The organism is Rhizobium sp. RHZ01 (assembly GCF_014851595.1).
GTDB classification, from domain to species: domain Bacteria; phylum Pseudomonadota; class Alphaproteobacteria; order Rhizobiales; family Rhizobiaceae; genus Rhizobium; species Rhizobium altiplani.
Map to the genome: position 1 here is coordinate 44,259 of NZ_JACUZZ010000027.1, position 26,528 is coordinate 70,786.

27 protein-coding genes and 2 pseudogenes are annotated in these 26,528 nt (G+C 58.1%); 12 read left to right on the forward strand and 17 right to left on the reverse strand.

Annotation, left to right across the window (positions count from 1 at the left end; translation table 11 throughout):
* Positions 1–247 precede the first annotated feature (247 nt).
* Entirely contained in the window at positions 248–529 is a 282-nt protein-coding gene (locus tag IB248_RS24045; RefSeq protein WP_169681689.1) for a type II toxin-antitoxin system Phd/YefM family antitoxin, read from the forward strand.
* Positions 529–847: pseudogene (locus tag IB248_RS24050) on the forward strand (type II toxin-antitoxin system RelE/ParE family toxin). Before IB248_RS24045 ends, IB248_RS24050 begins: the two are co-directional and overlap by 1 nt.
* An 84-nt stretch (positions 848–931) precedes the next feature.
* Here IB248_RS24050 and IB248_RS31925 read toward each other — a convergent pair.
* Together IB248_RS31925 and IB248_RS24055 are read right to left on the reverse strand one after the other, a co-directional pair.
* Positions 932–1,135, reverse strand: a complete 204-nt coding sequence (locus IB248_RS31925) for a hypothetical protein (protein ID WP_113164165.1) — start codon at positions 1,133–1,135, stop codon at positions 932–934.
* A 47-nt stretch (positions 1,136–1,182) separates the two neighbouring features.
* A complete protein-coding gene (locus IB248_RS24055; RefSeq protein ID WP_169681690.1) occupies positions 1,183–1,437 on the reverse strand; it encodes a DUF2934 domain-containing protein in 255 nt (84 codons plus the stop codon).
* Positions 1,438–1,976: 539 nt separating this feature from the next.
* On the opposite strand from IB248_RS24055, the gene IB248_RS24060 reads away from it, so the two are divergent.
* Positions 1,977–2,435 (forward strand): MucR family transcriptional regulator, encoded by a 459-nt coding sequence (locus tag IB248_RS24060; protein ID WP_169681692.1) that lies wholly within the window; start codon positions 1,977–1,979, stop codon positions 2,433–2,435.
* Positions 2,436–2,473: 38 nt separating this feature from the next.
* On the opposite strand, the gene IB248_RS24065 is transcribed toward IB248_RS24060, so the two are convergent.
* The 4 genes from IB248_RS24065 to IB248_RS24080 are packed head-to-tail and all read right to left on the reverse strand — an operon-like array spanning position 2,474 to position 5,521.
* Positions 2,474–3,652, reverse strand: a complete 1,179-nt coding sequence (locus tag IB248_RS24065; RefSeq protein ID WP_029792827.1) for a YcaO-like family protein — start codon at positions 3,650–3,652, stop codon at positions 2,474–2,476.
* Positions 3,652–4,437 carry a nitroreductase family protein gene (locus IB248_RS24070; RefSeq protein WP_169681694.1) on the reverse strand — a complete coding sequence of 262 codons (786 nt, stop codon included), beginning with the start codon at positions 4,435–4,437 and terminating at the stop codon, positions 3,652–3,654. The genes IB248_RS24065 and IB248_RS24070 overlap by 1 nt, the downstream gene beginning before the upstream one ends.
* Positions 4,438–4,450: 13 nt before the next feature.
* Positions 4,451–5,299 (reverse strand): McbB family protein, encoded by an 849-nt coding sequence (locus IB248_RS24075; protein ID WP_029792528.1) that lies wholly within the window; start codon positions 5,297–5,299, stop codon positions 4,451–4,453.
* A 54-nt stretch (positions 5,300–5,353) separates the two neighbouring features.
* Positions 5,354–5,521, reverse strand: coding sequence for a phazolicin family TOMM bacteriocin (locus IB248_RS24080; RefSeq protein ID WP_169681695.1), 168 nt, complete (start codon positions 5,519–5,521; stop codon positions 5,354–5,356).
* Between the two features lie 173 nt (positions 5,522–5,694).
* Between IB248_RS24080 and IB248_RS24085 the strand changes: the two genes are divergently transcribed.
* The gene (locus IB248_RS24085; RefSeq protein WP_169681696.1) at positions 5,695–7,461 is read left to right on the forward strand and encodes an ABC transporter ATP-binding protein; all 1,767 of its coding nucleotides are present in this window, start codon (positions 5,695–5,697) and stop codon (positions 7,459–7,461) included.
* Positions 7,462–8,033: 572 nt separating this feature from the next.
* Here the strand turns inward: IB248_RS24085 and IB248_RS24090 are convergent.
* Genes IB248_RS24090 through IB248_RS24100 form a run of 3 tightly spaced genes read right to left on the reverse strand, consistent with a single transcriptional unit; the run spans position 8,034 to position 10,785 of the window.
* Positions 8,034–9,287, reverse strand: coding sequence for a Zn-dependent hydrolase (locus IB248_RS24090; RefSeq protein ID WP_169681697.1), 1,254 nt, complete (start codon positions 9,285–9,287; stop codon positions 8,034–8,036).
* A 9-nt stretch (positions 9,288–9,296) separates the two neighbouring features.
* The gene (locus IB248_RS24095) at positions 9,297–9,941 is read right to left on the reverse strand and encodes a TenA family protein (protein WP_169681698.1); all 645 of its coding nucleotides are present in this window, start codon (positions 9,939–9,941) and stop codon (positions 9,297–9,299) included.
* A gap of 1 nt (position 9,942) precedes the next feature.
* Complete coding sequence (locus IB248_RS24100) at positions 9,943–10,785, reverse strand: BtpA/SgcQ family protein (protein ID WP_025661805.1); 843 nt, start codon at positions 10,783–10,785, stop codon at positions 9,943–9,945.
* 25 nt (positions 10,786–10,810) lie between these two features.
* Here IB248_RS24100 and IB248_RS24105 point away from each other — a divergent pair, with 25 nt between their 5' ends.
* Positions 10,811–11,722, forward strand: coding sequence for a ribokinase (locus IB248_RS24105; protein WP_029792522.1), 912 nt, complete (start codon positions 10,811–10,813; stop codon positions 11,720–11,722).
* 24 nt (positions 11,723–11,746) lie between these two features.
* Here IB248_RS24105 and IB248_RS24110 read toward each other — a convergent pair whose 3' ends face one another.
* From IB248_RS24110 to IB248_RS24140, 7 genes are all read right to left on the reverse strand, one after another.
* A complete protein-coding gene (locus tag IB248_RS24110) occupies positions 11,747–12,517 on the reverse strand; it encodes a glutamine amidotransferase (RefSeq protein ID WP_029792521.1) in 771 nt (256 codons plus the stop codon).
* Positions 12,518–12,547: 30 nt separating this feature from the next.
* Complete coding sequence (locus IB248_RS24115) at positions 12,548–13,612, reverse strand: phosphotriesterase (RefSeq protein ID WP_192241783.1); 1,065 nt, start codon at positions 13,610–13,612, stop codon at positions 12,548–12,550.
* A 7-nt stretch (positions 13,613–13,619) separates the two neighbouring features.
* On the reverse strand, positions 13,620–14,621 hold the full coding sequence (locus IB248_RS24120) for an ABC transporter permease (RefSeq protein ID WP_192241784.1): 1,002 nt from the start codon (positions 14,619–14,621) through the stop codon (positions 13,620–13,622).
* Positions 14,618–15,436 (reverse strand): ATP-binding cassette domain-containing protein, encoded by an 819-nt coding sequence (locus tag IB248_RS24125; RefSeq protein WP_029792518.1) that lies wholly within the window; start codon positions 15,434–15,436, stop codon positions 14,618–14,620. The genes IB248_RS24120 and IB248_RS24125 overlap by 4 nt, the downstream gene beginning before the upstream one ends.
* A complete protein-coding gene (locus IB248_RS24130) occupies positions 15,433–16,380 on the reverse strand; it encodes a substrate-binding domain-containing protein (RefSeq protein WP_025661799.1) in 948 nt (315 codons plus the stop codon). Before IB248_RS24130 ends, IB248_RS24125 begins: the two co-directional genes overlap by 4 nt.
* A gap of 38 nt (positions 16,381–16,418) precedes the next feature.
* A complete protein-coding gene (locus IB248_RS24135; protein WP_029792517.1) occupies positions 16,419–17,441 on the reverse strand; it encodes a LacI family DNA-binding transcriptional regulator in 1,023 nt (340 codons plus the stop codon).
* 256 nt (positions 17,442–17,697) lie between these two features.
* Positions 17,698–18,693 (reverse strand): LacI family DNA-binding transcriptional regulator, encoded by a 996-nt coding sequence (locus tag IB248_RS24140; protein WP_029792514.1) that lies wholly within the window; start codon positions 18,691–18,693, stop codon positions 17,698–17,700.
* A gap of 180 nt (positions 18,694–18,873) precedes the next feature.
* Between IB248_RS24140 and IB248_RS24145 the strand changes: the two genes are divergently transcribed.
* The 5 genes from IB248_RS24145 (at position 18,874) to ugpC (ending at position 25,054) form a co-directional block, all read left to right on the forward strand.
* Positions 18,874–20,118 (forward strand): sugar ABC transporter substrate-binding protein, encoded by a 1,245-nt coding sequence (locus tag IB248_RS24145; protein ID WP_029792513.1) that lies wholly within the window; start codon positions 18,874–18,876, stop codon positions 20,116–20,118.
* A 72-nt stretch (positions 20,119–20,190) separates the two neighbouring features.
* Positions 20,191–21,117 carry a sugar ABC transporter permease gene (locus IB248_RS24150; RefSeq protein WP_246779292.1) on the forward strand — a complete coding sequence of 309 codons (927 nt, stop codon included), beginning with the start codon at positions 20,191–20,193 and terminating at the stop codon, positions 21,115–21,117.
* Positions 21,117–21,986: a carbohydrate ABC transporter permease gene (locus IB248_RS24155; protein WP_192241785.1), complete on the forward strand. Its 870-nt coding sequence runs from the start codon at positions 21,117–21,119 to the stop codon at positions 21,984–21,986. Before IB248_RS24150 ends, IB248_RS24155 begins: the two co-directional genes overlap by 1 nt.
* 29 nt (positions 21,987–22,015) lie before the next feature.
* Entirely contained in the window at positions 22,016–23,947 is a 1,932-nt protein-coding gene (locus tag IB248_RS24160) for a beta-L-arabinofuranosidase domain-containing protein (RefSeq protein WP_192241786.1), read from the forward strand.
* A gap of 9 nt (positions 23,948–23,956) precedes the next feature.
* Positions 23,957–25,054, forward strand: a complete 1,098-nt coding sequence (gene ugpC / locus IB248_RS24165) for a sn-glycerol-3-phosphate ABC transporter ATP-binding protein UgpC (RefSeq protein ID WP_029792829.1) — start codon at positions 23,957–23,959, stop codon at positions 25,052–25,054.
* 119 nt (positions 25,055–25,173) lie between these two features.
* Here ugpC and IB248_RS24170 read toward each other — a convergent pair.
* Positions 25,174–25,329 (reverse strand): annotated as a pseudogene (locus IB248_RS24170) (integrase core domain-containing protein); the annotation flags it as partial.
* 376 nt (positions 25,330–25,705) lie between these two features.
* Between IB248_RS24170 and IB248_RS24175 the strand changes: the two are divergent.
* Both IB248_RS24175 and IB248_RS24180 read left to right on the forward strand, forming a co-directional pair.
* Positions 25,706–25,951, forward strand: a complete 246-nt coding sequence (locus IB248_RS24175; RefSeq protein WP_192241787.1) for a hypothetical protein — start codon at positions 25,706–25,708, stop codon at positions 25,949–25,951.
* Positions 25,952–26,265: 314 nt separating this feature from the next.
* Complete coding sequence (locus IB248_RS24180) at positions 26,266–26,409, forward strand: DUF1127 domain-containing protein (protein WP_192241788.1); 144 nt, start codon at positions 26,266–26,268, stop codon at positions 26,407–26,409.
* The last annotated feature ends 119 nt before the right edge of the window (positions 26,410–26,528 follow it).

The following is a 26,528-nucleotide window of genomic DNA, read 5'->3' on the forward strand; positions in this document are numbered from 1 at the left end:
TGATATGAACTCAGCCGGCAGGCGGAGGAACGATACGCAAGCCTTGCCAACAATCTGGCCGAGCCGCTGGCCGTCTTCCGAGATGCCGCCAAGGCCATCTTCGCCCCAGCGATAGGCCCGCGCGCGCCTGGTCGTGCGTGAAAATAGTTCCACTCGTCGCCCTGCGGATGTGTCAGCTGGCATTTGAAAGGCTGCTTTTCCATTGACCACTTAATGATCTATATTCTGGTCAATAGGGAGTAAGTGCATGAAGCTTTCAGAGCGGGTCAAGCCAATCAGTTATCTCAAGGCGCATGCGCCCGAGATTATCCGGACGCTAAAGGACAATACGCAGCCGGTCGTCATTACGCTTCATGGAGAGGCGAAAGCCATTCTTCAGGACGTCGGCCAATACGAAGAAACACAAGAGACGGTGGCGCTCCTGAAGGTACTGGCGCTCACCAACCGGCAAGTGGAGGAAGGCAAAGTGCGCCCCGTTGCGTACGCCTTTTCGCGCATCCGCAAGCGTCTAGCCGACAGCCAATCCTGATGCCATATCGTGTCGTTTTGCTGAGGAAGCGGAACGCGACATCGAGGAGCTCTATCGCATCATCGCTAGCCGCTATGGGACCGAGGCGGCAGAGCGCATCCTGACGGAAATTGAAAGCACCTGCGCCGAGCTTGAAGCACTCCCCGCCGGCGGAAATGTACCGAAGGAGTTGGCGGGTATCGGAATCTCCGAATATCGGGAACTGCACCATAAGCCGTGACGCATGATCTATCGCAGGCCACTGATGTCGTTGTCTACTGCGTCGTGGACGGACGCCGTGACATGCAGGCGTTTCTGGAGCGAAGGCTGCTGCGCTGATGTTAGGGCGGCGCGGTTTTTGGTTGTTATATCATCGACTACGACGGGATCCCGGCGGGCGTCGCTGAATGGAACCGACCAGCCTCAATGAACAGCAGCCGACGTCGGCGCGTTTACCCTGGTGGCCTCTTGGCCAACATAAGTGGATATCAGCATTGCGGCAATCTCGTCCAAGGACCGGTAACCCTCGTTGTATAGTTCTATCGCGGCCAGGCAGAGTACGCTTGTCGACTGCTCATTGGGGATAATGCCATAATGGCGATGCCAGGCCTGTACAGCTTCGGACATCGTTCGAAAATCAGGTTCCGGCTTCTGCAGCACAGGCTGTTCCTTAGTTACTTATTCTCGGAGGCCAGTTCACCCGGCTTGAACGAACCAGGCCCGCCTTCTGACGAAATGGCATCTGAACTCGCCTTTTCGTCTCCAGGTATCGTTGTCGCGCTGTGATGCGAAGGCGAAGACGTCTGGGGCAAGTCGTCGTCTTCGGCCAGTTCGCGCTCAGCCTCATACCAACGTCGATCCTGGCCTTCCGGACGACCCTCCGGCTCCCGCTTCTCGAACGCCCGGCGTCTCACGTGCTCCGTGTCCATGAAAGCCTCCATTGTTGGCAATCATAAACGTTCGCTGCACGGAGTGGTTCCTCGATTGCCGGTGGGGTCGCAATGACATTTTTGTGCACGCCGCCTCGAAATTCGGAATGATGCCGAGCACCGCGGCAAAGGTGTCGAGCAGCGACGCATCGAATGTCGCCTTCACCGCCTCGAAACCCGACTCGAGCTCCATCTCGGACGGGATTGCACAGCTGGAACCTATCAAACCCACACGTATTTGTTGCGTCCGATAACTTTATCTAACTTGACCGATTATAATTTTTTGATACCTGTGAGGAAACAGGCAAAATGAGCGAGGATACCATCTTGAGATCCAACCTTATCTAAATCTGCAAAAGCGACTTTCTGACTGTCGTTTTGTTCTCTATGCGAATATCTCTTTAGTGGGACATTTGCTTTGGAGTCAGCAGGTAAATTTCGCTGGCGTAGATAACTGCTGGCTCAGATGAGGCGAGGGATACCTCAGCCATCTGAGCACCACGCATGTGATCTATCCTCGAAAAGAGGTAGGTTGTTCCATGTATTCTAAATCTAAAGATTCTTCATCTGATAACATAACGGAACTAGCGGCAAACATCGTTACCGCCTACGTAAGCAGACACGATGTTCCCGTGCAGGACTTGCCTTCACTTATCGCAAGCGTTCAAGCCGCGTTAGGACAGGGGCATAAGGTTCCTGAAGGTGTACCGGAAACAAGGCCTTCGTTCGCCTCGCATCAGCGCCCAGCTGTGCCTATCGAACAATCGATAGAAAAGGATCACTTAATTTGCTTGGAAGACGGCCGGAAGTTCCGCTCATTGAAACGGCATTTGAAAACTCAGTACAATCTAAACCCTGACGAATATCGAATTAAGTGGGGTCTTCCGCCCGAATACCCGATGGTTGCCCCCTCTTATGCCGCTCGGCGCTCATCAATTGCCAAGGGTATCGGTTTGGGCGTCAACGTATCAAGGCGGTCAAACAAGCAGGAAGAGTAGGCTTCAAAGAGGTTAAAGCGGGAAATCTCGCTTTAACCTCATGAAAAAGGCATTGCCTCCAAACGCTTCATTTCATCTGTACAAAACAGGCTTATCCACTTGTTATCATTATTATTATGATCGCCCGGGTTCATATGGATAAAGAAATCCGGCGATACGATTCGGCAAAAGTGTAGCTGGGTTCCAGGCAGGTTGATAGCGCGAGAGTATACATAGATGTTGCTGGAGACAGATAGAATATTTTCTTTGAGCCTCTCGATATTCCTGTCTGGCATGCTCGTTCCTATCTCCAGTGGAGCGACTTCGACGCCAAGCTCAAATCCTGCTTTGTTCGCAGCTTGGAAATTTTCTTTGAGAGACGTGCTGCCGTAGTCTCGACTGTTGAAGAATTCCATTTGAGGAAGCAATAGAGACGTTTGCCAAGCTTCTGTAAAAGCCTTCGTTGTTGCCATTTCGGGAATGAGATCGGCAGAGCAGCCGCAGGAGAAATTGACCAATGCATCTGCATCGTTCGAGCGATACTCGCAAAACTTAACGCTGACCCCCGCCAGGAAAGAAATGTCGATTAATCTCAGGCTGCCATTGGAAGACATTTGATCGTGAATTTTCTGGGCTTTCCCATCTGTGAGGCTGCCCCTCAGACTGTTCCCCTCGATAGCGTTGCAGCGTCGGGAAACCCACATAGCCGTTGTGCACTGCCTTTCAACGAACTCCAACAGCGCGCCCCGAAACGCGTCGAGTTCATTGCGATGTATTGCCGAACCGGACGTATCACGTATCGGTGCGAATAGAGCGTCGCGCTGTGCGTCAAAACTGTGCAATGACAGAAGAACTGCCGGGTAGAGAGCTTTGCTATCGGAGCCCAAGCGGCTAACGTCTACAAGACGGAAGTTCGTGCCGTGCACGTCGTCGCGAACATCATCGTGGCAGGTTTGCTGGAGCGCAAACGCCAATGCGGCCTGTTCATCGACGTTAAGTCGCATGTCTGCAATGGCACCTGATTGTGTAGAGGTTACAGCTCGGAACGCCGTATAGCGTTCAAAATATTCTCCCATGGCTTTGACCGCCACGCCTGGGCCAAAACCAAACCCGTGACCGTTGAGATCGTTGGTGTCATCTGCTGAGAAGACAGTAGGTTCACAGATGCAAGCCGGATATGCTGGTGTTAGCCGATATCTCGGTGTGCTGGAGGCGAAACTGCGATATGAATGGTGCATTAGTCGTCCTCCGGATAGGCAAAAGCCTGAATGATTCCCGGCAACAGAATGCGGCTATCCAGCCCGCATCTCTTCGCCAGAGCGTACTCAGAAAAGCCAGATAGAACGCGGGACCGAATTTCTTGCTGTTGGGCAATTTGAAGCATCTGTTGGTACATCGATCCGACTTCCATCAGTGCGAGCCGATAACCGCGAGAGCGATACTTGAATATCGCCTTTTTAAGGCTGATGAGGTACACTACGTAGAACGCAGCGCGATCGATCTTATAGATGTCATTATATGAGGCGCTATCATATTCTCCTTGAAGCACCTCGAAAGCGTTGCTTACCGGCAGGTAATGCAAAACATCAAAGTCTGCGTCTCGTCCTGAGACGTTCCCCAGGATAACGACTGTTTCAACACTGTAGAGGGCGCCGCCAGAGGGATAAGGCCGCCGTCGGGCCTGGTCAGCGCCAAGAGCTTGTGAGAAGATTTGGCAAATAGTCTGGAAGTCGACAGACCTTGTTCCACCCTTTTCAAGGGACGGTAGTCGCCAGATCGATTCAGGGATATTTTTCCCGAGTGAAATCGTTCGAGTGATATGGGAAAACCTTGTTTCGAAGGCCTCCGCCCGCTTTAGGTCTTCGACCGACAGATATGGCTGGCTCAGAGCGCTTTCCAGTGGGGAGCCGGCAACGGAGATACAGTGCTGGTGAAAAGTGCGGATTTCGCTTTCAACTTCTGGGTCAACAAACTGGCTTGCGTGTGCGATTTGGTTGACCGACGATATTTTTGCGTGTCGCATCTACGGTCTCTCCCTAAATATCACGTGGTGATGAACTGAAATTTGAATGGACGCCCCTGTGTCGTTCAATGCGGCCAGTGTCGAGATTCAATTCGATCACGGTGCTGAGGTCATCAGGGAAGAGCGGAGAAACACCATCTGCGATGAGTGGGCGAAGCCGCATGTAAGCAAGGTGGAGTGCGGTTGCGGTCTCGATTTGCGAGGCGGGAAATGTTGGTACCGCTAGCGTTTCGATCGCATAGGGATCAGAAAAGAAATAGTCTGCCCAACTAGAAGGCTTAAATTTTGAAGATCGATCAAGGCCAGCGAGATTATGGATACCGCTGAAATGATCGGGTAGGTCGATCGCCGGCGAATAGAATCCATCGACGATGAAATGTCGGAAAACAAAATATGAATGAAGCAAGATCGATTCTTTTCTCGATTTGCACGCAGCGTATATTTTCCTGGCGAGCTCAGGCTCGTAACGATCTTGAATAGCCAGGATAAGATCGGCGCCCTCGATATCTGCAATGTTTGCAGAAGAGCGGCATGACACAGCGTCACGATCGAGTATCAACTGCGCAACGTCATCGGCGAGTTTTCGGGACGGAGAAAAAACCATTACGGTTTTCATATCTTCGACTTTTCGGAGCACTCTCAGGCGCTCTAGGAACTGCCGAGCGGCCGTGACTGGGAGCGTCTGGCTCTCTAAAATTTTTTCAATTTCCCGTTCGTGAACGCGAGATTGAAGCCGTTTAATTTCGCCAAGAGCAGCCACAAGATTTGCGTCGGTAACGCGCGCTGCGCCTACCGGCGTGAAAAGCTGCCATGCGCCATCTGTCGGCGCGGAACTGATTACGAACGGGGAAACCGAAAGCATCTTGCAACCCTCCTTGTGAAAGTGGCGGCCCCGATGTGGGGCCGCCGTTGCTCTTTAAGTCGAAACCGAGTTTGCCGAGCCGGAAGACTTGCCGGAAGCGCCGCAGCGGCTGCTGCTGTCGCACCGGGCGCACGTTGCAGCGGTTTGAACCTTAGCATCGCCACCATCGACGAACTCGATTTCGGTTCCAAACTGCGGCGGATTCAGAATCTGCGTAGTCATCACATACCTCCTATTTGCGGGTTGAAGGTGCAGCGAAATGCTGCAAAAGCAAAATTATTCCTATATTCACCTTAGTCAAGCATAAAAATAGTGATAGTATGTATTCAATGGCAATATCGAAGAATAATATTCTCAGCTATTGCTCGGTAATATTGTGCAATGGAGCGATATTCATGGGTAACTCGCAAAACGCATTTTTGGTAATAAGCAATATGCTTCTGAATAACAGCAAACAGCGCGCTCTGTTTCTGTTGGTATTATGCACTATAACGCTCACCGCAATTGGTTCAGCGTTGTTTCCAATATTCTTCTCCCTAGGTATTGATGCGCTGGCCGAGGGAGGTGCGAGTGTCAATGTAGGTACTCGCTATATAATCGCTTTCGGAATTGGCCTGACAGTTGTCGGGGCTCTAGAGCAGGCCCAATGGCTTACATTCGGACCAATGAACCTGCGTCTTCAAAGACACCTAACGAGGCATGTATTCGAACATGCTCTTTCCCTGCCGTATCGTAAGCTGAAGGAATATACGACTTACGAGATTGGCCGAACCGTAGAGCGTGGCCTCGATGCGGTCCGCGAAATCACGTCAAATCTGACCTTCTTCCTGATACCTACATTTATTGAGCTGATCATTGCGGCGTCGGTTATAGCCTTCATGATCGACGTATGGATCGCGTTGCTACTATTTTCCGCGCTGCTCCTGTACGCGATCATCGCCAACGTATCGGCAGCCAAAATCAGAAGATCCACTGAAAGTGCGATGGAGACCGGGATCGACGCTTGGAATTTCGGTCTTGATGGCGTCGCTAATGCAGAACTTGTTCAGCAGGCCAACAGGGTCAATGAATTCGCTGAGCGTTTAAACCGCAAGCTCAAAGTCAACGATCAAGCGTGGGCTTTGACATTCCAACAGAGAGCTTTTTTTGGCGTTCTCCAGGCGCTTGTGTTCGGCGCTGTCGTGACGGGTGTACTCTGGCGTGGGGCCTCGGATGTTGCCGATGGGACGATGACCATCGGCAATTTAGTACTGCTGAACACTTACATTATCCGGCTGCTGCAGCCAGTCGAAACCTTTGCAAGGGTTTATCGGGAGGTGAACTCCTCCTTGGGAGAAGCCAGATTGCTTATGGAGCTTCTCTCGACGCCTGTACCTGAAATGCTGACGCAGCCTGTTGGCTGTGATCGATTGCCGATGACCCTGGAACTGTCTGATATAGCGATCTCGATGAATGAACGGGACTTATTGGCCGACCTTTCCCTTATGGTGCCGGCTAGGGGGAAGCTGTTCATAGTCGGCCCATCGGGCGTTGGAAAATCATCTTTGTTGAAGGTGATCTCGTGCCTGTCCATGGCTGATCGTGGCAAATACCTCATCGATGGCGCGTTGGTCACTGAAGGAAATGCGGGTGGTTTTAGGTCGAGTATCAGCGTCGTGCAGCAGGACTGCCTTCTATTCGATTGGTCGATATCTGAAAATATTGCATTTGGCGTAGAGGCGCCTCAGGAGGAAATAGAAAAGGTCATTCTAAGGCTTGGCCTGCATGACGTGGTGCAACGTCACCAAGAATTGGGAGAGCCAACCGTCGGCGAGCGCGGCAGCCGTTTGTCGGGCGGAGAAAAGCAGCGGGTATCGCTCGCGCGTGCACTTCTTGCCAAACCCCTGCTGCTTATTCTTGATGAGCCTACGGCAGCACTGGATGAAATAAATCGGAAGGGTGTTTTAGATGCAATCGCGGAGTTGCAGCAGACATGCACCACGGTTTTTGTCACTCATGATCTCTCCATAGTGGACGCTGAAAGCGAAGTTTTGTTCCTCGGACCAAATCACCGCTATTGGACGGGAACTCATGCGGATCTCCAAAGGGAGAGCGGGGAATACCAGGCATTTGTGGACGGCAAAGTAATCGGGCAATTTTCTGACATGTCGCAGAAATCCTGAGTTTCTCGACAAGATTGTCGGCCCTGGAAAATCAGGGAATTCTGTCGCAAAACTCGCTTGCAAGAGTCACGGTTTCCCGACAGATATATGCGACAGGATTACGCCGCTGGTGACATCCCCTCGGCCTTGCCTCCGACCAGCGCCCAGATATGGCCAAGAGGAGCGAAGATCAGGCCACGCGGCGGCCGATCATGTCAGTTTGGATTTCGTTACGCATCACAGCTCCGCCGTGACGGCTCACTGCATTACGACAGGCAGGACGAGACAGCCGAGGCTGCCCCGAATTTCGTTCGCTAGAGCGATCCAAGTTTTGCGAGAGCGTCGGCGACACCCTTGTCATATGCAGGATCGGTCTCGTGCAATTTTCATATGACGTTGCTTCACCTCGCTCCGGGCGTCGCCCATCGCGCGCCTGCCAATTGAAGCGCTTCAAGCGTATGGGCTCGTTTCGCGAACTACAAAGAAACGGCATTCCAAAGTTTGTCTAACTTTATGCGGCAAACTCGGATTGTCGATCAATCCTTGGAAGTAATCCTTCAAATTGGCCGAATTGAAAATATTTCAATCCAAACTCATGAGCGCCGATTTTCGCCCTCGCAGGCAATTGCAAGCGTCGCCTGTGCCAGCACATCACAGCCGATGACGGCATGTGCAGGCTCGACATACTCGGCCTCGTTGTGACTGAGCCCATCGCGGCACGGAACGAAGATCATCGCTGCCGGCGCAACGCGATTAACGAACAGCGCATCGTGAAAGGCCCCTGATAGCATTACCGCGCTTTTGACCCCGCGCGCAGCTGCTGCCTGCTCGATTACCCGCTGCAATGCGTCGGAAAAGACGCAGGGCGCCATATCGAACGATCGGGCGATCTCAGTCGTGCATCCCTGCCGCTTCGCTTCCTCCGCTATGCGCGATGTCACGAGCCGTTCGATATCATCCAGCCGCGATGGCTCTGGATGACGCATATCGACTGTGCAGTGGACCTTGTCCGGGATCGCATTGACCGAGCCAGGCTCGGCTGAAATCCGCCCAACCGTAAACCGCGCGTCCGGATCGGCTGGCATCACCGCCTCGTAGAGGCCCGACAGCGCGGCGGTCAGCGCGCGCAGTGGGTCACGGCGGTACGACAGTCCCGTCGTGCCGGCATGGGCCGTCTGCCCCGTAACCGACACATCAAGCCAACGCGTGCCCTGGATACCCTTCACCACGCCAACCGGAATGTCGTTCGCCTCGAGAGAGGGCCCCTGCTCGATATGGACTTCGATATAGGCGTGAACCGGAAAGCCGAGCGGCAGCATCTCGGCCTCCGGCAGGCTCGCAATCGTCAGCGCCAGTTCCTCGGCAAAGCCTGCGCCATCGGTGGCGATCTTGCCCTGCCAGGCGGCTGGAATCTCACCCGCCGAAAAGGCCATGGATCCCATGCATCCCGGCGCAAAGCGACACCCCTCCTCGTTGGTCCAGGAGACGACGACAACGGGACGCTCCGTCTCGATCCCCGCGTCCTCCAGGCTCTCCAGCACCTCGAAAGCAGAGAGGGTGCCAAGCGCGCCGTCGAACCGGCCGCCGGCCGGCTGGCTGTCGAGATGACTGCCGATGATCACCGGCGCGAGCGTATCGTCCCGGCCCTTGCGTCGGATGAAGAGGTTGGCCATCGGGTCCTGAAAGACGAGGAATCCCCTCGCCCAGGCAAGCTCGGCCAGAAGCCGCCGCGCCCGGCGGTCGCCTTCTGTCAGCGCCTGGCGATTGACGCCGCCCTTCGCCGTGCCGCCGATGGCGGCGAAGGTTTCGAGCCGGGCGTTGAGACGATCGCCGTCTATATCGAGCATGGTTTCACCTCAGAGATAAGGAGCGTCGTGGAAGGCGATCTCCAGCGCCTGCGCGCGGCCGAAGATGCCGCTGAGCCGGGAACGTTCCTCCAGGCTCATGCCCTCGCCGGCGTCATCGAGCTCTGCCTTCAGCCACATCGCCTGGGCCGCGAAGTCCTCATGCGCGTGCAGGTCCACCCACTCCTTGAGTAGCGGATCGCTCACCTCGTAACGGGTGGCCTTCTTCGACCAGGTCCAGTACATCCACTCGGCGGCAAACATGGCGGCGACCGTGTCGAGGTAGCCACCATCCCGAGAGATCGCCAGCATGTCGTGGCGGAACGCCGCCACTTCGGGGACCGCCGTGTTGTAGGCCGCGGGATCAATACCGCGCTCGGCGAAGGTCTTTTCGAAATAGGCGATCTGCTGGTTGGCCAGCGCATCGAGAACGCCGATCAGCCAGCGCTTCTGGGCGATCGTCTCTGCCTTGGCGGCTGCAAAGGCAAAGATCGAGATGGCGGTATCGACGAAGGCGCCCTCGAAAACGAGGTAGCGTTCGAAGACTTCCTTCGAGAGCCGGTTTGCCTCGATGTCCTTGACGAAACGATGGGTTACCATCGCATCGAAGACGGCGGCATTTTCACGCAGGATCTGCTCGGACAGTGTCTCGCTCATATCAGCCTTCCAGACCGGGACGCGCGGCTTCGACGAAGGCCTTGACGCGGGAGAGCTCCACAGGATTCCACCAGACGCCGCCTTCCTTGAGCGAGGACGCGACGATGACGCCGTTCGTCCGCTTCAGGATCTCGACGATATTTTCCTTCGTAACGCCAGAGCCGACGAGCAGCGGCAGATGGGTCGCGGCGCCGATCGTCTCGATCTCCTCCACGGTCGCCGAATTGCCGGTGCGCTGGCCGGTGGCAATCACCACATCAGCGTCGAAGAAGGCGAGATCGCGGGTCAGTTCTTCGATCGTCCGGTCGGCGGTGATCGCGTGCGCGCCATGCTTCACATGGCTGTCGGCGAAGACCTTGATGTGCTCGGCACGCAGAGCCGAGCGGTAGCGCATCGCTTCGGCCGCGCGACCTTCCATAAAGCCCTCGTTGGCGACATAGGCGTTGGCCCACTGGTTTACACGGATAAACCTGGCGCCGCCGGCCATGGCGATGGCGAAGGCCGGGATTGGGGCGTTTGCAAGCACGTTGATGCCCATCGGGATGCCGGTCGCCCGTCTGATCCGGTCGGTGACGACGGACATGAAGGCGGATGTCTCGGGGCCGATATCCTCGGGCTTCGAGAAGGGAATATCGCCGTGGTTTTCGATGATCAGGCCATGCAGGCCGCCCTCGATCAGTGCCTCGGCATCGCGCATCGCGACATCGTAGATCGCATCGACAGTCGCGCCGCGGTAGCGCGGGGCGCCGGGAAAGGGCGAGCAATGGATCATCCCGATCAGCGCCTTGTCAGTGCCGAATATTTCCCTTATGGCGCTTGAATTGTTATCCGAAATCGTCTGCATTTTCATTTCCTTTCGAAGGCCAGCCATGCCTGCCAATGTTCGTGCTCATGTCATCGGTAACGTCGCCGTCGACGAAACCATATCCGTGTCGACCATGCCGGAAGCCGGGGCTTCGATCCTTGGCCGCGAAGAAACGCGCGACCTTGGCGGCAAGGGTGCGAACCAGGCCGTGGTCATGGCCCGCACAGGCCTCCCCACCACCCTCGTTGCGGCCGTGGGCGAGGATTTCCGCGCCCAGACCATTCGCGATCAACTGGCGCCGGAACCGGTCGAGGCCAAGCTGATTGCGCTTGCCGGCCGTTCCAGCGACTTCTCCATCATCTTCACCACGCCTGATGGCGAAAACGCCATCGTCACCACCACCGATTCAGCCGGATCGCTGACGCCGGGAGAGGCCATCGCCGCGCTCGACACCGCCGTGTCAGGCGACCTCATGGTCCTGCAGGGCAATCTCAGCGCGGCAACCACGCTTGGCCTGCTCCAGGAAGCCCGCCGCCGCGACCTCGTTACCGCCTTCAACCCCTCGCCCCTCAGGCCCTATTTCGGAAACTTCTGGCCGCTGGTCGACATCGCATTCCTGAACCGAGGCGAGGCGGAGAGCCTCACCGGTTCATCCGACACGGCCGCGACCGAAAAGCTGCTGCAATCGGGCGTGCGCCACGTCGTTCTGACGCTCGGCGGCGACGGCGCCCTGCTGGCAAGCCGTGGGGCCGCTATCGCCACCATTCCGGCCGTGTCCACCAAGGCGATCGACACAACAGGCGCCGGTGACACCTTCATGGCGGTGGCGCTGGCTTCCGCCGCGTTGCGCGGCGTCGAGCTCGACCCCCGCGCCATCGGCCACGCCGCCTCCGCCTCCGCCCTGACAGTCAGCCGTCGCGGTACACGCTCGGCCTTCCCGACCACCGAGGAGCTGCAGGCGATCCTGGCGCGCTGAAGCGCGCCAAGGACCATCGACGCCTCAGCGCTTGTCGCTCAGCCAGCCGAGGATATTCTTCCACAGGCGGCCGTAGCCTTCCCATTCGCAGAAGGCGGGCGACAGCCAGTGCGGGCCGATATCGGATGTCCACGCCGCGCTGCGCCCCTTTCCGAACGTTCCGGTGACGAGCAGCGGATGGCTGCCCTGATCATCCGGCAGGCGGGCGACGACTTCGACGTCGGCGCGGTCGCGCACCTCCACCTCGTTGACGCCGAGCAGCAGCGGCCATTCACCGCCCATGCCGGCAACCGTCGGGTGGTCCGCCTTGGTGATGACAGCTCCCGTGCCTTCTGGAATCTCGACGCGGTCGTCATATGGCAGGCAGGTGACGGGGAGCACATCCTCGACCGGCGTGCGGCGCCAACGCGCCTTGCCGTCGATGCCTTGGAAGGAGAAATAGCCGCCGACCATCAACAGGCCGCCGCCCTTTTCCACCCAGGCCTTGATGAGCTTCAACCGGTTCGGCACCGTCTTCGAATGCAGCCAGACAGCGGGCGGCAGCAGCAGCGAGTTCGCGCCGATATCCGACAGGATGATCACGTCATAGACGTCGAGCCCCGCCATATCGAAGGGGAATTTTTCAACTGCCTCATGGGCCGGCATGTAGGTCAGCTCGTACTCACTGCCTTCGAGCGCCTTTACCAGCGGCTCGGCGCCGAGATGGAAGGTGACGCTTCCGAACTGGTCGAAGCCTTTGTAATGGGTGGCGGAGCTGACCCAGCTCTCGCCGACGAGGAGGACTTTTTTTGTCATGGTCTTTCCATTTCTATAAACGTTCTGCGGTCAGGCCTTGGCCTCGAATACCGATCTCGGATTGTCGCACATGAGAATATCGAGCTGTTGATCGGTCAGCCCGTGGCGCTTCAGCCGCGGCAAGAAGTGCTTGAGAATGTAGGCATAGCCATTGCCTCCGTAGCGCGTCAGCATCATCTTCAGGAAGACGTCGTGGGAAAGGAGGATGCGATCGATATGCCCCTGCTCCACCAGCTTGACGATGGCGCGCGCCGCCTCCTCGTCGCTCGGGCACTGCACCTGCTGGTCGGCGTAGAAGAAATCCATGCCGATCATGTCGTATTCCAGGAAGGCGCCGCGCGAGGCGAGCTCGCCCTGATAGGCAAGGTCGTCATGCGACGGGTTCATGTGGCAGAGCACGGTGTGGCGAAGCTCCGCTCCCTCCACCGCGGCGATATCAAGCACCTTGTGGCCGAGCCGGAACCAGCCGGGCAGATGCACCATCAGCGGAAGACCGGTGCGCGCCTGCGCCCGCGCCGCTGCCCTCAGTGACTTCTCTTCCTGATCAGTGAAATCCGAGGACACCCCGATCTCGCCGATCAATCCGACCTTGATGTCGGTGCCATCTACGCCGGCGGTTGCTTCCTGAACGATCTCGTCGGCGATCTGGTCGATCGTCATGCCGGCGACCTTTGCCGGATGCGACGAGCCGAGATAGTAGCCGGCGCCCATGATAATATTGAGCCCGGAAGCCTGCGATATCCGCTTCAGTGCCCGGGGATCTCGACCGATGCCCTGGCAGGTCGGCTCGACAACGGTGTGGCCGCCATGTGCGGCGAAATCCTTGAGCTCGGTGATGGCCAGCGGCTCATCATCCAGCGTGATGTTGTGCTTGTTGACGAAGGGATCCTGGCGCAGCTCGCTCAGGATCTCCATGCAGACGAAGCTCTCGGAGAGGTACTGGCGCTCCGGCGTCTTCGGTGCATGCCACCAGCAGCGGCAGTCGTTGAGGATATGCTCGTGCATCAGCGTGATGCCGAGAGCGGAAGCAGGGATTGCCCCCGCTACCGTCATCACCTTGCCCGAGCGCACATGGGCTTCTGAAAGTTCGCTCATGCCGACCTCACTTCTTCTTTCCGCCGAAGCGGAAGTTAGTGGTAAAGATCTTGGTGTTGAGCCAGATTGCCACGAGGATGATGGCGCCCGTCACGATCTGCGTGAAGAAGGGCGAGATGTGCATCAGGATCAGCCCGTTGCCGATGACGGCGATGGTGAGTGTCCCGAGCACCGTGCCGAGAATGCTGCCGCGTCCGCCCATCAGCGATGTGCCACCGAGCACCACGGCCGCGATGACCTGCAGTTCGAAACCGACGGCTGCGTTGGACGAGCCGGAGCCGAGACGGGCGGCGATCAGAAGTCCGGCCAATGCGCAGGCAATCCCTGACACCATGTAGACCGAGGCGACGATCCATTTCGCCGGCATGCCGACGCGGCGTGCGGCCTCGAGATTGGAGCCGACCGCGACGACCTGCCGGCCGTATTTCGTGTAGGCGATCACAACGTAGCCGACCACGGTTACAAGCACGGCTATCAGCGCCGGAACCGGAAGCCCGAGGAACTCGCCCCGGCCGAGCCAGAAGAAGCCGGGCGCATCCTTGATCGGGATCGAATATCCCTGCGTCAGCCACAGCGCGAAACCTCGCAGAATGGAGAGGCCCGCGAGCGTGACGATGAAGGCCGGGATGCCCTGATAGGCAATGAACCAGCCCTGGGCGATGCCCATCAGCGCGCCAAAGGCGATCATGCCGATCACTACAGTCGGCCATGGATAGCCCATGGCCATGATGATTGCCGCCACCGCATTGACCAGCGCCACTTGCGAACCGACGGATAGATCGATGCCGCCGGTGATGATGACAAGCGTCATCGCAACCGCGACAACCAGGATGGGAGCCGCCTGGCGCACGACGTTGAGGATATTGCCGAGCGTCAGGAACGTGTCCGTGGTGGCGGAGAAGAAGACGAGGCAAGCGAGGAAGAACGCGGTGATCGACAGCACCTGCGCGTGTTCGGAAAGGAAGTCCGCGACCGGCGATCCGGCCGCGCGTTCGGTATAGGCGCTCAATGCTTCTGCCCTCCGACGATGAGCTGCACAAGATCCTGCAAGTCGGTCTTGGCGATATCGCGTTCGGCGACCTTGGTGCCTTCGTACATGACGGCGATACGGTCGCAGACGCGGAAGAGATCCTGCAGACGGTGGGTGATCAGGATGACCGACACCCCTTTGGCCTTGACGCGGTTGATCAGGTTGAGCACGGCCTCGACTTCCGCGACGGCAAGAGCCGATGTCGGCTCGTCCATGATCAGCACCTTCGGATTGAAGGAGGCGGCGCGCGCGATAGCGATCGCCTGCCGCTGACCGCCTGACAGTTTCTCCACCTTAGCACCAAGTCGTGGGATGCGGATCTCGAGCGCATCCAGCATGGCGCGGGCCTCGGTCAGCATGCGCGCGCGGTCGAGGAACGGTCCCTTGGTCAGTTCGCGGCCCAGAAACAGATTGCCGACCACATCGACATGGTCGCACAGGCTGAGGTCCTGAAACACCATTTCGATATTCCTATCGCGGGCGTCGGCCGGTCCGCTGAAGCGAACCTCCTGTCCGTCGACGGCGATCGTGCCGTCGTCGGGGATATAGGTACCGGAGATGACCTTGGTCAGCGTCGACTTGCCGGCTGCGTTATCGCCGACCAATCCCAGGCATTCGCCGGGATAAATGTCGAGATCGACGCCGCGCAGCGCCTGATGCGAGCCGAAGTTCTTGCGGATGCCCTTCAGGGAAATGCGGGGCTGGCGATTGCCGCCTTCGCCGGACTGCCGGGGGAGGATTTCTCCGCCCCCGGATCCTGCGACAGCGGTTGGGTGCTGTCTGTCAGAGATCATTTGAAAACGGCCCGGTAAGGTTCGACATTCTCCTTGGTGACGATAGTGATCGGCACCGAGATCGTCTTCTCGACGCTGCCGCCGTCCGAGATCTTCTTCAGGGCATCGACGGCCGCCGCACCCATGGCGGAGGGATCCTGCTGGATCACGGCGGTGACGTAGCCCGCGTCGATGCCGGCGATTGCCTGGGCGGTCAGATCCCACCCGAAGATCTTGACATCAGACTGCTTGCCCTGGCTTTCGACAGCGGCGATGGCGCCCATCAGCGCTGGCTCGCCGGTGGCGTAAACTGCGTTCATGTCGGGGTTGCCGGTGATAAGGTTTTCAGCGGCGGCCAGCGCGTTGTCCTGGATGTTCTGTCCATCGACGACGCCGGCGGTGGTGACGCCTTCGACACTTTTGACGGTCTTTTCGAAGCCTTCCTGGCGGACATTCTGGATGAAGGAGTTCAGTGCGCCGACAACGCCATACTTCACCTTGCCGCCCATGTTACTTTTCACATAGTCGAGGAAGAACTTGCCCATGTCGGCACCGGCCTTGGCATTGTCGACGCCGATCTGCGCCTTCTGCGGGCCCTCCGGGAGAATCGCATCGATGGCGACAACGGGAATGCCCGCGGCGGCGGCCTGCTGCACGGCCGGCATGATGCCATTAACGTCGATGGCAACGACCGCGAGGCCGTCGACCTTCTGCTGGATATAGGTTTCGATGGCGCTGTTTTGCGCGGCCGGGTCGTTGTTGGCGTTGAAGATCACCAGCTTGGCGCCGGCCGCGTCGGCCGCCTTTTGCGCGCCTTCGTTCATCTGGTTGAAGAACAGCGCCTGCTGGTTGATCTGCACAAGCGCGAAGGTCTTTTCAGCGGCGAAGGCACTCCCGAACGAGATACCCGCAAAGACCGTGGTCGCGAGTGCAGTCGTAAACGTCCTGCGTGTCAGAATAGTCATGTCTTGTTCCTCTGGTTAGGTTCATCTTCGTTGCTTTTTTATTGTTTCGACGGCGGTGCAACGGAGTTCCGCACGACGATTTCGACCGGCAGCAGTTCCTCGGAGCGCAAGGTCTCGGGCTCCTGCCAGTTTGTTTCGAGAAGCAGCGCCAAGGCGCGTTCGCCAAGCGCCCGGACGGGCTGGCGTATGGCGGTCAGCGGCGGTGCAAAAAGATGTAGCGGTCCGACGTCGTCGAACCCGATCACCGAAACCTCGCCGGGAACCGAGACGCCCTCGGCAAGCAGCACTTCGATCAAGCCGATCGCTATTTCGTCCGAACTGGCAAAGATGCCCGTCGCCTGCTTGCCCTCATCGATAAAACGGCGCGCCGCCTGCCGGCCAAATTCCACCGTGAAGCTGCCCTCGTAGCGTGTCACCTGGAACGGCTCTCCCCGCTCCAAAAGCGCGCGTTCCAGTCCGAGGAAGCGGCGGCGTGTGCTGATCATTTCCTGTGGGCCGCCGATGTAGACGATGTGCCTATGCCCATGGTCTGCTAGATGCCGACCCGCGAGATAGCCACCCTCCTCGTTATCGGCGAAGAGTTTCGGCACTATCGCATTCGGCACGTCTTCGTCGACGATGACGACCTTGCCAGCCTGGTTGATCACTGCTGCCAGTTCGCCGTCGTCTGGATGGTTGGTAACGAAGATGAGGCCATCAACATGGTTGCGCGCAAGCCCCGTCACATATGAGATCTCACGGCCAGGGCGGTTGAGCGTCGCATGCAGCGACAGGGCGAGGCCGCGCTTATCCGCCTCGTGCTCTACAGCAGCAACAAGCGTTGCGAAGAACGGATTGGCAATATCCGGCACCACAAGACCGATCGTCTCCGAACGGCCGCGGCTCAGACGGCGCGCATGCGGGTTCGGCTCGTAGCGAAGTTCCCGGATTGCCTTGTCGATGCGCTCTTTGGTTTCAGGGGGAAGTTGAAGCGAACCGTTCAGAAGCCGTGATACCGTCGCTACCGATACGCCAGCGGCATCGGCGACATCCTTCAGGCTTGTAGCACGCTTGCTGGACATCATGTCTCCCTGACAGGATAGCTAAGCTTGTAAAGCGATTTACTAAACCGCTTTACAATGACACCCGCAATCCCGCTGTCAAGCGTGAAAATTGGGCACGAAGAAAAATTAGGCGAAAGGCCCGCTTCCGCATTAGCCAAGGTCGATGGCGAACAATCCGTGATAGACCTCGGGGCTCGAAGCGCGTTCGCGGGTGGTCTTTAGCGCGCAGGATCTAATTTAGCCCGCAAGCTTGGCAACCGGGCGTTTTCATGTGTCACGCGGAGCCTCGTGCCGCGATGCTGCAAGGAAGCCGAACGATGCCCGGCTCCAGCTTTTCGCGGCGCGAAAGCGCGAGGATCGCGAGGCCCGCACGATGCCCGATTTCCTTGAGTTCCATGTCGATCGTCGTGAGCGGTGGTCGTGTTTGCTTCGAGACGACCTCCCAGTTATCGAACCCAACGACGGCGACGTCGTCAGGGATCGACACACCCCGGTCGCGAAGCGCATCGATGACGCCGCGCGCAATTTCGTCGCTTCCACAGAAGATTGCATCAGGTTTTGGGCCTGATTGCGAATAGACAGCATCAATTGCTGAGTGTCCCCATTCTTCGGACCACTCGCCGAACATCACTTGGCCGGATGAGCCCACAAGTTCCCTATAGGCATCCGCACGGATCCGGGCGGCGAGGTAGTTCTGCACGCCGGTGATGTGCAGGATGCGTGACCTGCCCAGGGTCTGGAGATGTTGCACGGCAATGCGCGCACCCTGGGCATCATCAGGATGGAAGCTCAATCTATCTGCAGGTCCCTGCGCGAATGCGTAGATAACCGGTATCCTGAGTTTCAGGAGTTCGGGCGGCGGCTCGAGATCGATCCGCGTGGCGGTGAAGATGATCCCGTCGACCTGGCGATCCAGCAACGCATCGAGATGGAGCTTGGCGAGCCGCGGGTCATTGTTGGTCGCGCAGAGGAAGAGCGAGACTCCGTGGTCGACGAGGATTTCTGAGACGCCGGCCGCCATTGGGAGCGTCAGTCGACCATAGGTGTCGTTCGTCAGCATCCCGATGGCATGGCTGCGCTTAGTCAACAACCCACGCGCGAGCGCATTCGGCCGAAAGCCAAGTTCGTCGGCAATCCGTTTGACCTTTTCACGCGTCTCGGCGTTGGTTCGCCCCGTCCCGTTCAAAGCGTTCGAGGCGGTCGAAATGCTGACACCCGCAGCTTTCGCCACGTCGCGAATTGTCCGGCGCCTATGGTCTGAATCGTTCAAATTCGCTCACTCCTAGCCTACTTGCTAAAACCTTTTAACAGAGAAAATATAGGAGATAAAAGGTTTTATCAAAAACTCGTTCGGTTTGCGGCGCGGTCATGTCGACATGGAATATTTTCTCATCTAACGTTGCCTTCGTCTTGAGGTCCTGGAGCCTCGCATAAGAGAAGGGGAACCCGCATGTACGGTCTAAAAACTACGATTGCAGCTGTTGCACTATTGGCGAGCACTTGCCTCGCCAGCGCTGAAGAAATCACGCTATGGGTGCGTACGTCATCGGGGGCAGTGCTCCAAGGGCTTGCTGAAAAATACAACGCCGCCCATTCCGACAAGGTCAACGTAACCCAGATCACCGCTGAACAGATGGTGCCAAAGCTCGGTGCAGCGATCGCCGGCGGCGCGGCGCCCGACGGCGCAGTCCTCGACCTCATCTATCTCCCGACCTTTGCCGCAAACGACAGCCTTGAAGACATCAGCGACTTCGTAAAGGGTCTTCCATACGCCGCCGCACTGAGCCCCTCGCATATTCGCCTGGCGACCTACGATGGCAAGGTGTACGGCGTGCCCGCATTGCCTGACGCTTCGATCATTGCCTACAACACCGACCTCTTCACGAAGGCCGGTCTCGATTCGGACAAGGCGCCGGCCTCGCTCGAAGAGATTGCTGCCGACGCCAAGAAGATCCATGCGCTGGACAAAGAAACCTACGGCTTCTATTTCGTCGCCAATTCCGGCAGCTGGCTGATCTACGACTTCCTGCCACATCTATGGGGCGCTGGCGCCGATGTGCTGAGCGATGACGGCCGCGCCGCGACCGTCGATACACCGGCATTGCGTGATACCGTTGCGGCTTACCGCGACATGTGGAAGTCTGGCGCCATCCACCCGACCTCGCGCTCGGGCAACGGCAACAATGCCGTCGAGGCCTTCGCATCGGGCAAGGTCGGCATCCTCATGACCGGCTCCTATATCGTCAACTTGCTCACCAGCAAGTATCCGGATGTGAAGTTCGCAGTTGCTCCGATCCCCGGCCCGAAGGGCGGTGCGTCTAGCTTTGCCGGCGGCGATACGCTGGCGCTCATCAAGGGCCTCAGCGAGGAGAAGAAGAAGGTCGCCCTCGACTTCGTGAAGTTCTACATGGAGCCCGAGCAGCAGGTCTACATCACGCAGGAATCCGGCATGCCGTCGCGTACGGATCTCGCCAAGGAAGCCTACGCGAAGTTCGATCAGCGTAACCTCATAGCCTATGACATCCTGGCGAAGGCCCGCACGCCTTACACGTTCTCGTCCGACGAGCTGTTCGTCAGCCGCACCGGCCCGTTCCTCAATCTGATCCAGGGCACGATCTTCGGCGATGACGTCGATGAATCGATCAAGAAGGCACAGGACGACTTCACCAAGATCCTCGATCGCACAAACCCGTAACAGCTGAGTGCGGGGCGGCCTTTCGCCCCGCACTTGTCCAATCGCTGATGCGCATTTCGAGTTCTTCGAGGAATGATAGTGGTCGATAACCCGACAAAGGATATGAAGCTGCCGATCGCCGGGGAACCGGAGCCACAGGGCTGGCTCGGACTGGCATTCATCCTGCCCGGCTTCCTGTTTATCCTGGTGCTGTTTCTTGTTCCGCTCGCCATGACGATATGGATGAGCTTCTACAACTGGCCCCTGCTTGGGCGTAAGAAATTCATCGGCTTTGCCAATTACGATGAACTCCTTGGTGATATGCAGCTCTGGCACTCGCTGGGCTTTACCATGCTATACACGGTGCTGGTAACGGCCGCGATCTTTGCTGTGGCCTTTCCGTTGGCGCTGCTCGTCGATCGCCCGTTTCGATCTGCCGGCGTCTTCCGAACGATCTTCTTCATGCCCGTTGTCATCGGCTTCGGCGCGGCATCCACGCTCTGGATGTGGTTGCTCAACCCCGACAGCGGCGTCTTTGCCCAGGTCCTGCGCGGCATCGGCCTTATCAGCGCAGCACCGCGGCCGCTTGAGAGCTTTTGGCCCGCGCTTGCGGTGATCATCCTGATGGTCGTCTGGAAGACCGCCGGCTTCACCATGGTCATTCTGCTGACCGGTCTGCAGGGCATTTCCAACGACGTGATTGAGGCAGCCAAGATCGACGGCGCCAGCGTGTTCAGTCGTTTTCGCCGGATCACGCTGCCGCTCATGCGCAATTCGCTGGTCCTGGCCCTGGTTCTCAACGTCACCTCGTCAATGCTCGCCTTCGACCAGTTTTTCATCATCACGCAAGGCGGCCCCGAAAACAGCACGATTTCGGCTGTGTTCTCGATCTACCTCGCATCCTTCTCGTCCTACCGGCTCGGTTACGGCTCTGCGCTCTCCTTTGCGCTGCTGGTCGTTCTGGTTGCCATTAGTGCCATTCAATTCGTGCTGTTGCGCGAACGCGCGGAGGAAGGCTGATGACCTCCACCCAATCCAATCCAAGCGGCAACCCACGCGGCGGCCAAGCCGGCTATCTGCTCTTCCTGCTCGCTTCGATCCTGTTTGCGATCTTCTTCATCATGCCGATCGTCTGGTCGCTGGCGAATTCGTTCAAGCCGGCTGCGGAAGCGCTCGCCAATCCGGCTGCGCTGTTCTCGAAGACGTTCTCGCTGGAAAACTACCGTCGTCTCGAGAATGTCGGTGCCGGATGGTACGTCTATGCGGGCAACTCCGTGCTGATCGCGGTCGGGACGGTGCTGCTGACCGTCATCGTCTCGGTTCCTGCGGGCTACGGTTTCTCCAAGTTCAAGTTCCCCGGCCTGTCGATGCTGTTCGTCCTGATCATGGCGACGATGATGATCCCGTTTCAGTCGATCCTGACGCCGCTGTTCCTGATCCTGAAGATGCTCAGCCTTCAGAACAGCCTGTTCGGGCTTATTCTGATCTATGTCACGTTCCAGCTGCCGTTTTCCGTCTTCATGATGCGCAATGCCTTTGATGCCGTGCCCAAGGCGCTGATCGAGGCGGCGCGGATCGATGGCGCCTCGCAGGCAACGATCCTGCGGCGGATCATGTTGCCGATCGCCTTGCCCGGCGTAGCGACGGTGGCGATGTTTGCCTTCCTAAATTCGTGGAACGAGTTCCTGGCCGCCCTTATTTTCCTGTCGGACCAGAACAAGTTCACCCTGCCAATCATGCTGGTGAACGTGTCGTCGGGCCTCTACGGCATCATCGATTGGGGCGCATTGCAGGCTGGCATCGCGGTCACCATGATCCCCTGCATCATCCTCTTCCTTCTTCTGCAACGCTACTATGTGCGCGGCCTGACGGCCGGCGCCGTGAAATGAGAAGCGGTCCGCCCGCTCAAGGAGTCTTCATGTCTAATGCCCCGAAAGCACAGCCGCGGTTGCCGATCGACCGCTACATCCCGGCCGACCACGCCCGCGTCACGTTCGACGGCGGTTTCTGGAAAAGCTGGACGGAAACCGTCCGCGACGTCACCATTCCGACGCAGCACATGCGGCTGGACGAGGAAGGCTTCCTCGAAGTCCTCGATTTCGACAAGCCAGCCGGTCCGCTTGCTCGTCCTATCCAGCCGAGCGGCCTGTCGATGCAGCACTTCTTCGATTCCGATTTCGGCAAGTGGATCGAGGCAGCGAGCTACACGCTGAAGAATAATCCCAATCCTGATGTCGAGGCGAAGATCGATGCGATCGTCGAGAAACTTGAGCACGGCCAGATGGCAGATGGCTATCTGAACAGCTGGTTCATCCGCCGCGAGCCGGAGAACCGTTGGACCAACCTGCGCGATCTCCATGAGATGTATTCGATGGGCCATCTCCTGGAGGGAGCCGTCGCCTATTTCGAAGCGACGGGAAAGCGTCGCTTCCTTGACGTGATGATCCGCGCGGTCGATCATATCATCGATACCTTCGGTCGCGAGCCCGGCAAGCTTCGCGGTTACGACGCACACGAGGAGATCGAGCTCGCACTCGTCAAGCTTTACCGTGTGACCAAGGATCCGCGCCACCTGAAGCTGGCGAGCTACTTTGTCGACGAGCGCGGCCAGATGCCTTCCTACTACGACAATGAAGCGCGCAAGCGTGGCGAGGATCCCGCAAGCTACGTGTTCCAGACTTACGCCTACAGCCAGGCCCACATGCCGGTGCGGGAACAGACCCAAGTGGTCGGTCATGCCGTCCGCGCGATGTACCTGTTCTCCGCCATGGCGGATCTTGCCTTCGAAAACGACGATGAAAGCCTGAAGAGCGCCTGTGACCGGCTGTTCGACAATCTTGTCGGGCGCCAGCTTTATGTCACCGGCGGGCTTGGCCCATCGGCGTCCAACGAAGGCTTCACACGCGAGTACGATCTGCCGAACGAGACCGCCTATGCCGAGACCTGTGCGGCTGTCGCGCTCGGCTTCTTCAGCCACCGCATGGCCCAGATCGAGCTCGACAGCAAATTCACCGACAAGCTCGAGACGGTGCTCTACAACGGCGCCCTTTCCGGAATTTCGCGCGACGGCGAACATTACTTCTACGAGAACGTCCTGGAGAGCCATGGGCAAAATCGTCGCTGGAAGTGGCATTACTGCCCTTGCTGCCCGACCAACATCGCCCGGTTCATCACGTCGCTCGGCGAGTATTTCTATTCCACGAAGGCCGATGAGGTGGCGATCCATCTCTATGGTGAGAACACGGCCGAGCTTTCCCTCGGCAACGCCTTCCTGCGCCTGCGGCAGAAGAGCCAATATCCGTGGAACGGCGACGTCGCCATCTCGCTTGGCCTCGATCAGGCAAAGCGCTTCACCTTGCGGTTTCGCATTCCAGGCTGGTGCCGAGACGCGCGTGTCTTCGCCAATGGCGAGGCCATCAAGCTCGATGTCACCAAGGGCTACGCCGCGATCGAACGGGAATGGAAGGACGGCGATACGGTCAGGCTGGCTTTCGATATGCCGGTCGACCGCCTTTACGCCCATCCCGCGGCGACTGAAGACAACGGCCGCTTTGCACTTCGGCGCGGCCCGGTGATCTTCTGCGTGGAGGAGGCCGATCTTGGCACCGAACCACAACGGTTGAGACTGCCGGCGCAGGGCGAGATCGCCGTCAGCTTCGACGAGACGCTTCTTGGTGGGGCGACCGTGCTTGAAGGTGATGCGTTAGAAGCGGATGCATCCGACTGGCAGGAAACGCTCTATCGCACACAACCGCCGGTGCTGAAGCCGACGCGCTTCAAGGCGATCCCGTACCACCTGTGGGCAAACAGAGAGCCGGGCGCCATGGCCGTCTGGCTGCACGAGAAGTAGGGGAACACGATGGCTCGCCTTGAACTTCGCAATGTAGTCAAATCCTACGGCATCTACGAAGCCGTGCGCGGCATCAACCTCGCGATCGAGGACAACGAGTTTGTCGTCTTCGTCGGTCCGTCGGGCTGCGGCAAATCTACGACGCTGCGCATGATCGCCGGCCTGGAACATATCACCGGTGGCGATATCGTCATCGGCGATCAGGTCGTCAATCGGCTCGGCCCAGGCAAGCGCGATATTGCCATGGTCTTCCAGAACTATGCGCTCTATCCGCATATGAGTGTCCGGGAGAACATCTCCTTCTGCCTGGAACAGCAGAAGTTGCCGAAGGCGCAGATCGACGAGCGCATCAACCGCGCCGCCGAGACGCTGCATATCACGGAACTCCTGTCGCGGCGCCCCGGCCAGCTTTCGGGCGGGCAGCGTCAGCGTGTCGCCATGGGGCGCGCCATCGTACGCAACCCGAAGGTCTTCCTATTCGACGAGCCGCTTTCCAATCTTGACGCCAAGCTGCGCGTTCAGATGCGCACTGAGATCAAGCGGCTGCATCAATTGCTTCCGACCACGACTGTTTATGTCACCCATGACCAGGTCGAAGCGATGACGATGGCCGACCGTGTCGTCGTCATGAGCGGCGGGATCATCGAACAGGCGGGTCCGCCGCAGGAACTATACCATCGTCCTGTCAGCCAGTTCGTAGCAGGCTTCATCGGCTCACCGTCGATGAACTTCCTGAACGCGAGGCTTGAGAGCGTTGGTGACGGGTTGGTTGTCGTTCTCGACGACGGAAGCCAGCTTGCAGTTCCCGCATCCCGGACCGCGGAGTACCGGCCACATGCAGGCAACCCGGTCGTGTTCGGTATCCGGCCTGAATCGATATCGAGTCTGACACCAAAACCCGGCTTCGAAACGGTCGAGGCGAATATCGATCTCGTTGAGCCGCTGGGACCGGAGACGATGATCTACTTCGATATCGGGCCGGTGAGCCTTTGCGCCAATGTCGATCCGGAAAGTGAGCCGCGTCCAGGTTCGCGTATGCCGCTTTCCTTCAACATGAACCGCATGCATCTTTTCGATCCGGCTGGGGGCCGTTCGCTTTCGTCCTAATGACATCAGGAATTGACCTTGCCCCCAGGTTTTATCCAGTTTTAGGTTCGCTCCAGCGGTTTTTTGAAGTGCTACCCGATTTTGGGCCAGCGGGAGCTGGAATTTTCCGGGATTAAGGCTCAGTTCGGCGGGGGTGCCGATGAGCCGTTCATCAGCGAAATCGGCACCTTGTTGCCAATCGCGCTGTGTGGCCGGAACTCCTCCATCTTCAAGCGGGCGTCGTCAAGGCTCATGAACCAGTGGGCGTTGAGGCACTCAGCCCGGAACTTGCCGTTGATGGGGAAGACGGCCCCGCTCCGAACCGATTGGCAGTGACGGCCCCATGATCGGGGCGCAGGGCCTCGGCTGGATGGGCATGAGCGACTTCTATGGAGCAACCGACGAGATCGAATCCCGCGCAACGCTGGAGCGCGCTGGAACTCGGTGCGACCATGTTCGATACGGCGGATATGTACGGCTTGGAGCCGCCATTGACGGAACCGCTGGACGACAAGCACCTTCGATCACGGCCGGAACAAAAGGCCGGTAATCGCATTTATCGGCCAGAGGCGGTTTGCCTCGACCTTTCCTAAGTCCCAGAGCTTGCCCCGCTTTCTTGGCGGGGCCTCTTTAGCGATGGCAACCGAGATGTTCTTCATGGAGGATGTTGTGATGTCTCGCAAAAACTTCAGTCGCCACGATGAGCCTTTGAATTCGGATGACCTGCGCAAATGCCACGTTGTTCTGGACGCGATCTGCGACGAGTTCGGAATAGAGCCTGGCTCCGAGGAGGCAGATCGCATTGGTGCAATCACCATAGAGCTTTATCAGCAGGGCGTACGCGACGTCGGCCAGCTGAAGCATATTGTCGATGCCGCGCGGGGGCTCGATCTCAATCGAGATGGAACCAAGGCATAACGGCCGACGTTTTCAGCTTCGCTCACATCCGACGATGTGACACTCAGGAGCCCTGGCCTTGCCCCGCTTCACGGCGGGGCACTTTTCTAGGATAGGTCTTTGTCGGCTTTAGTGACGGTCACGGTCGATTTTGCGCTTTCCAGTGCGCAGACGTCACACCTCTTTTCACCGCGCGACATGCAATCTACGCATAGTTGAGATCCAATCTTCGCGCTGCAAAATTGGTCTGACCAATCATATATAAGCGACATCGAAGTAATCGAAGCGCCACGGACTGGCAGCTGACTTCGAAAACCCAGGAAAGGGGATTTATCATGAACATCGCACGCACTTTTAACAATTGGCGCAAGTATCGTCAGACGGTCTCCGAACTGGGCCGTATGAGCAATCGCTCACTCCATGACCTTGGCATCAATCGCGGCGAAATCGAGCGGATCGCAAAAACTGGCGCTCGCTAAGTCCGCGAAGACAATGTGCAGTTTGAAGCGCTCGTCCTACCAGGCGGGCGCTTTTGTTTTGCTAGTGATGGATAGCGCCAAAGCGCCCCGCGTATCGCCCTCACCTCATGGCTCCGTCT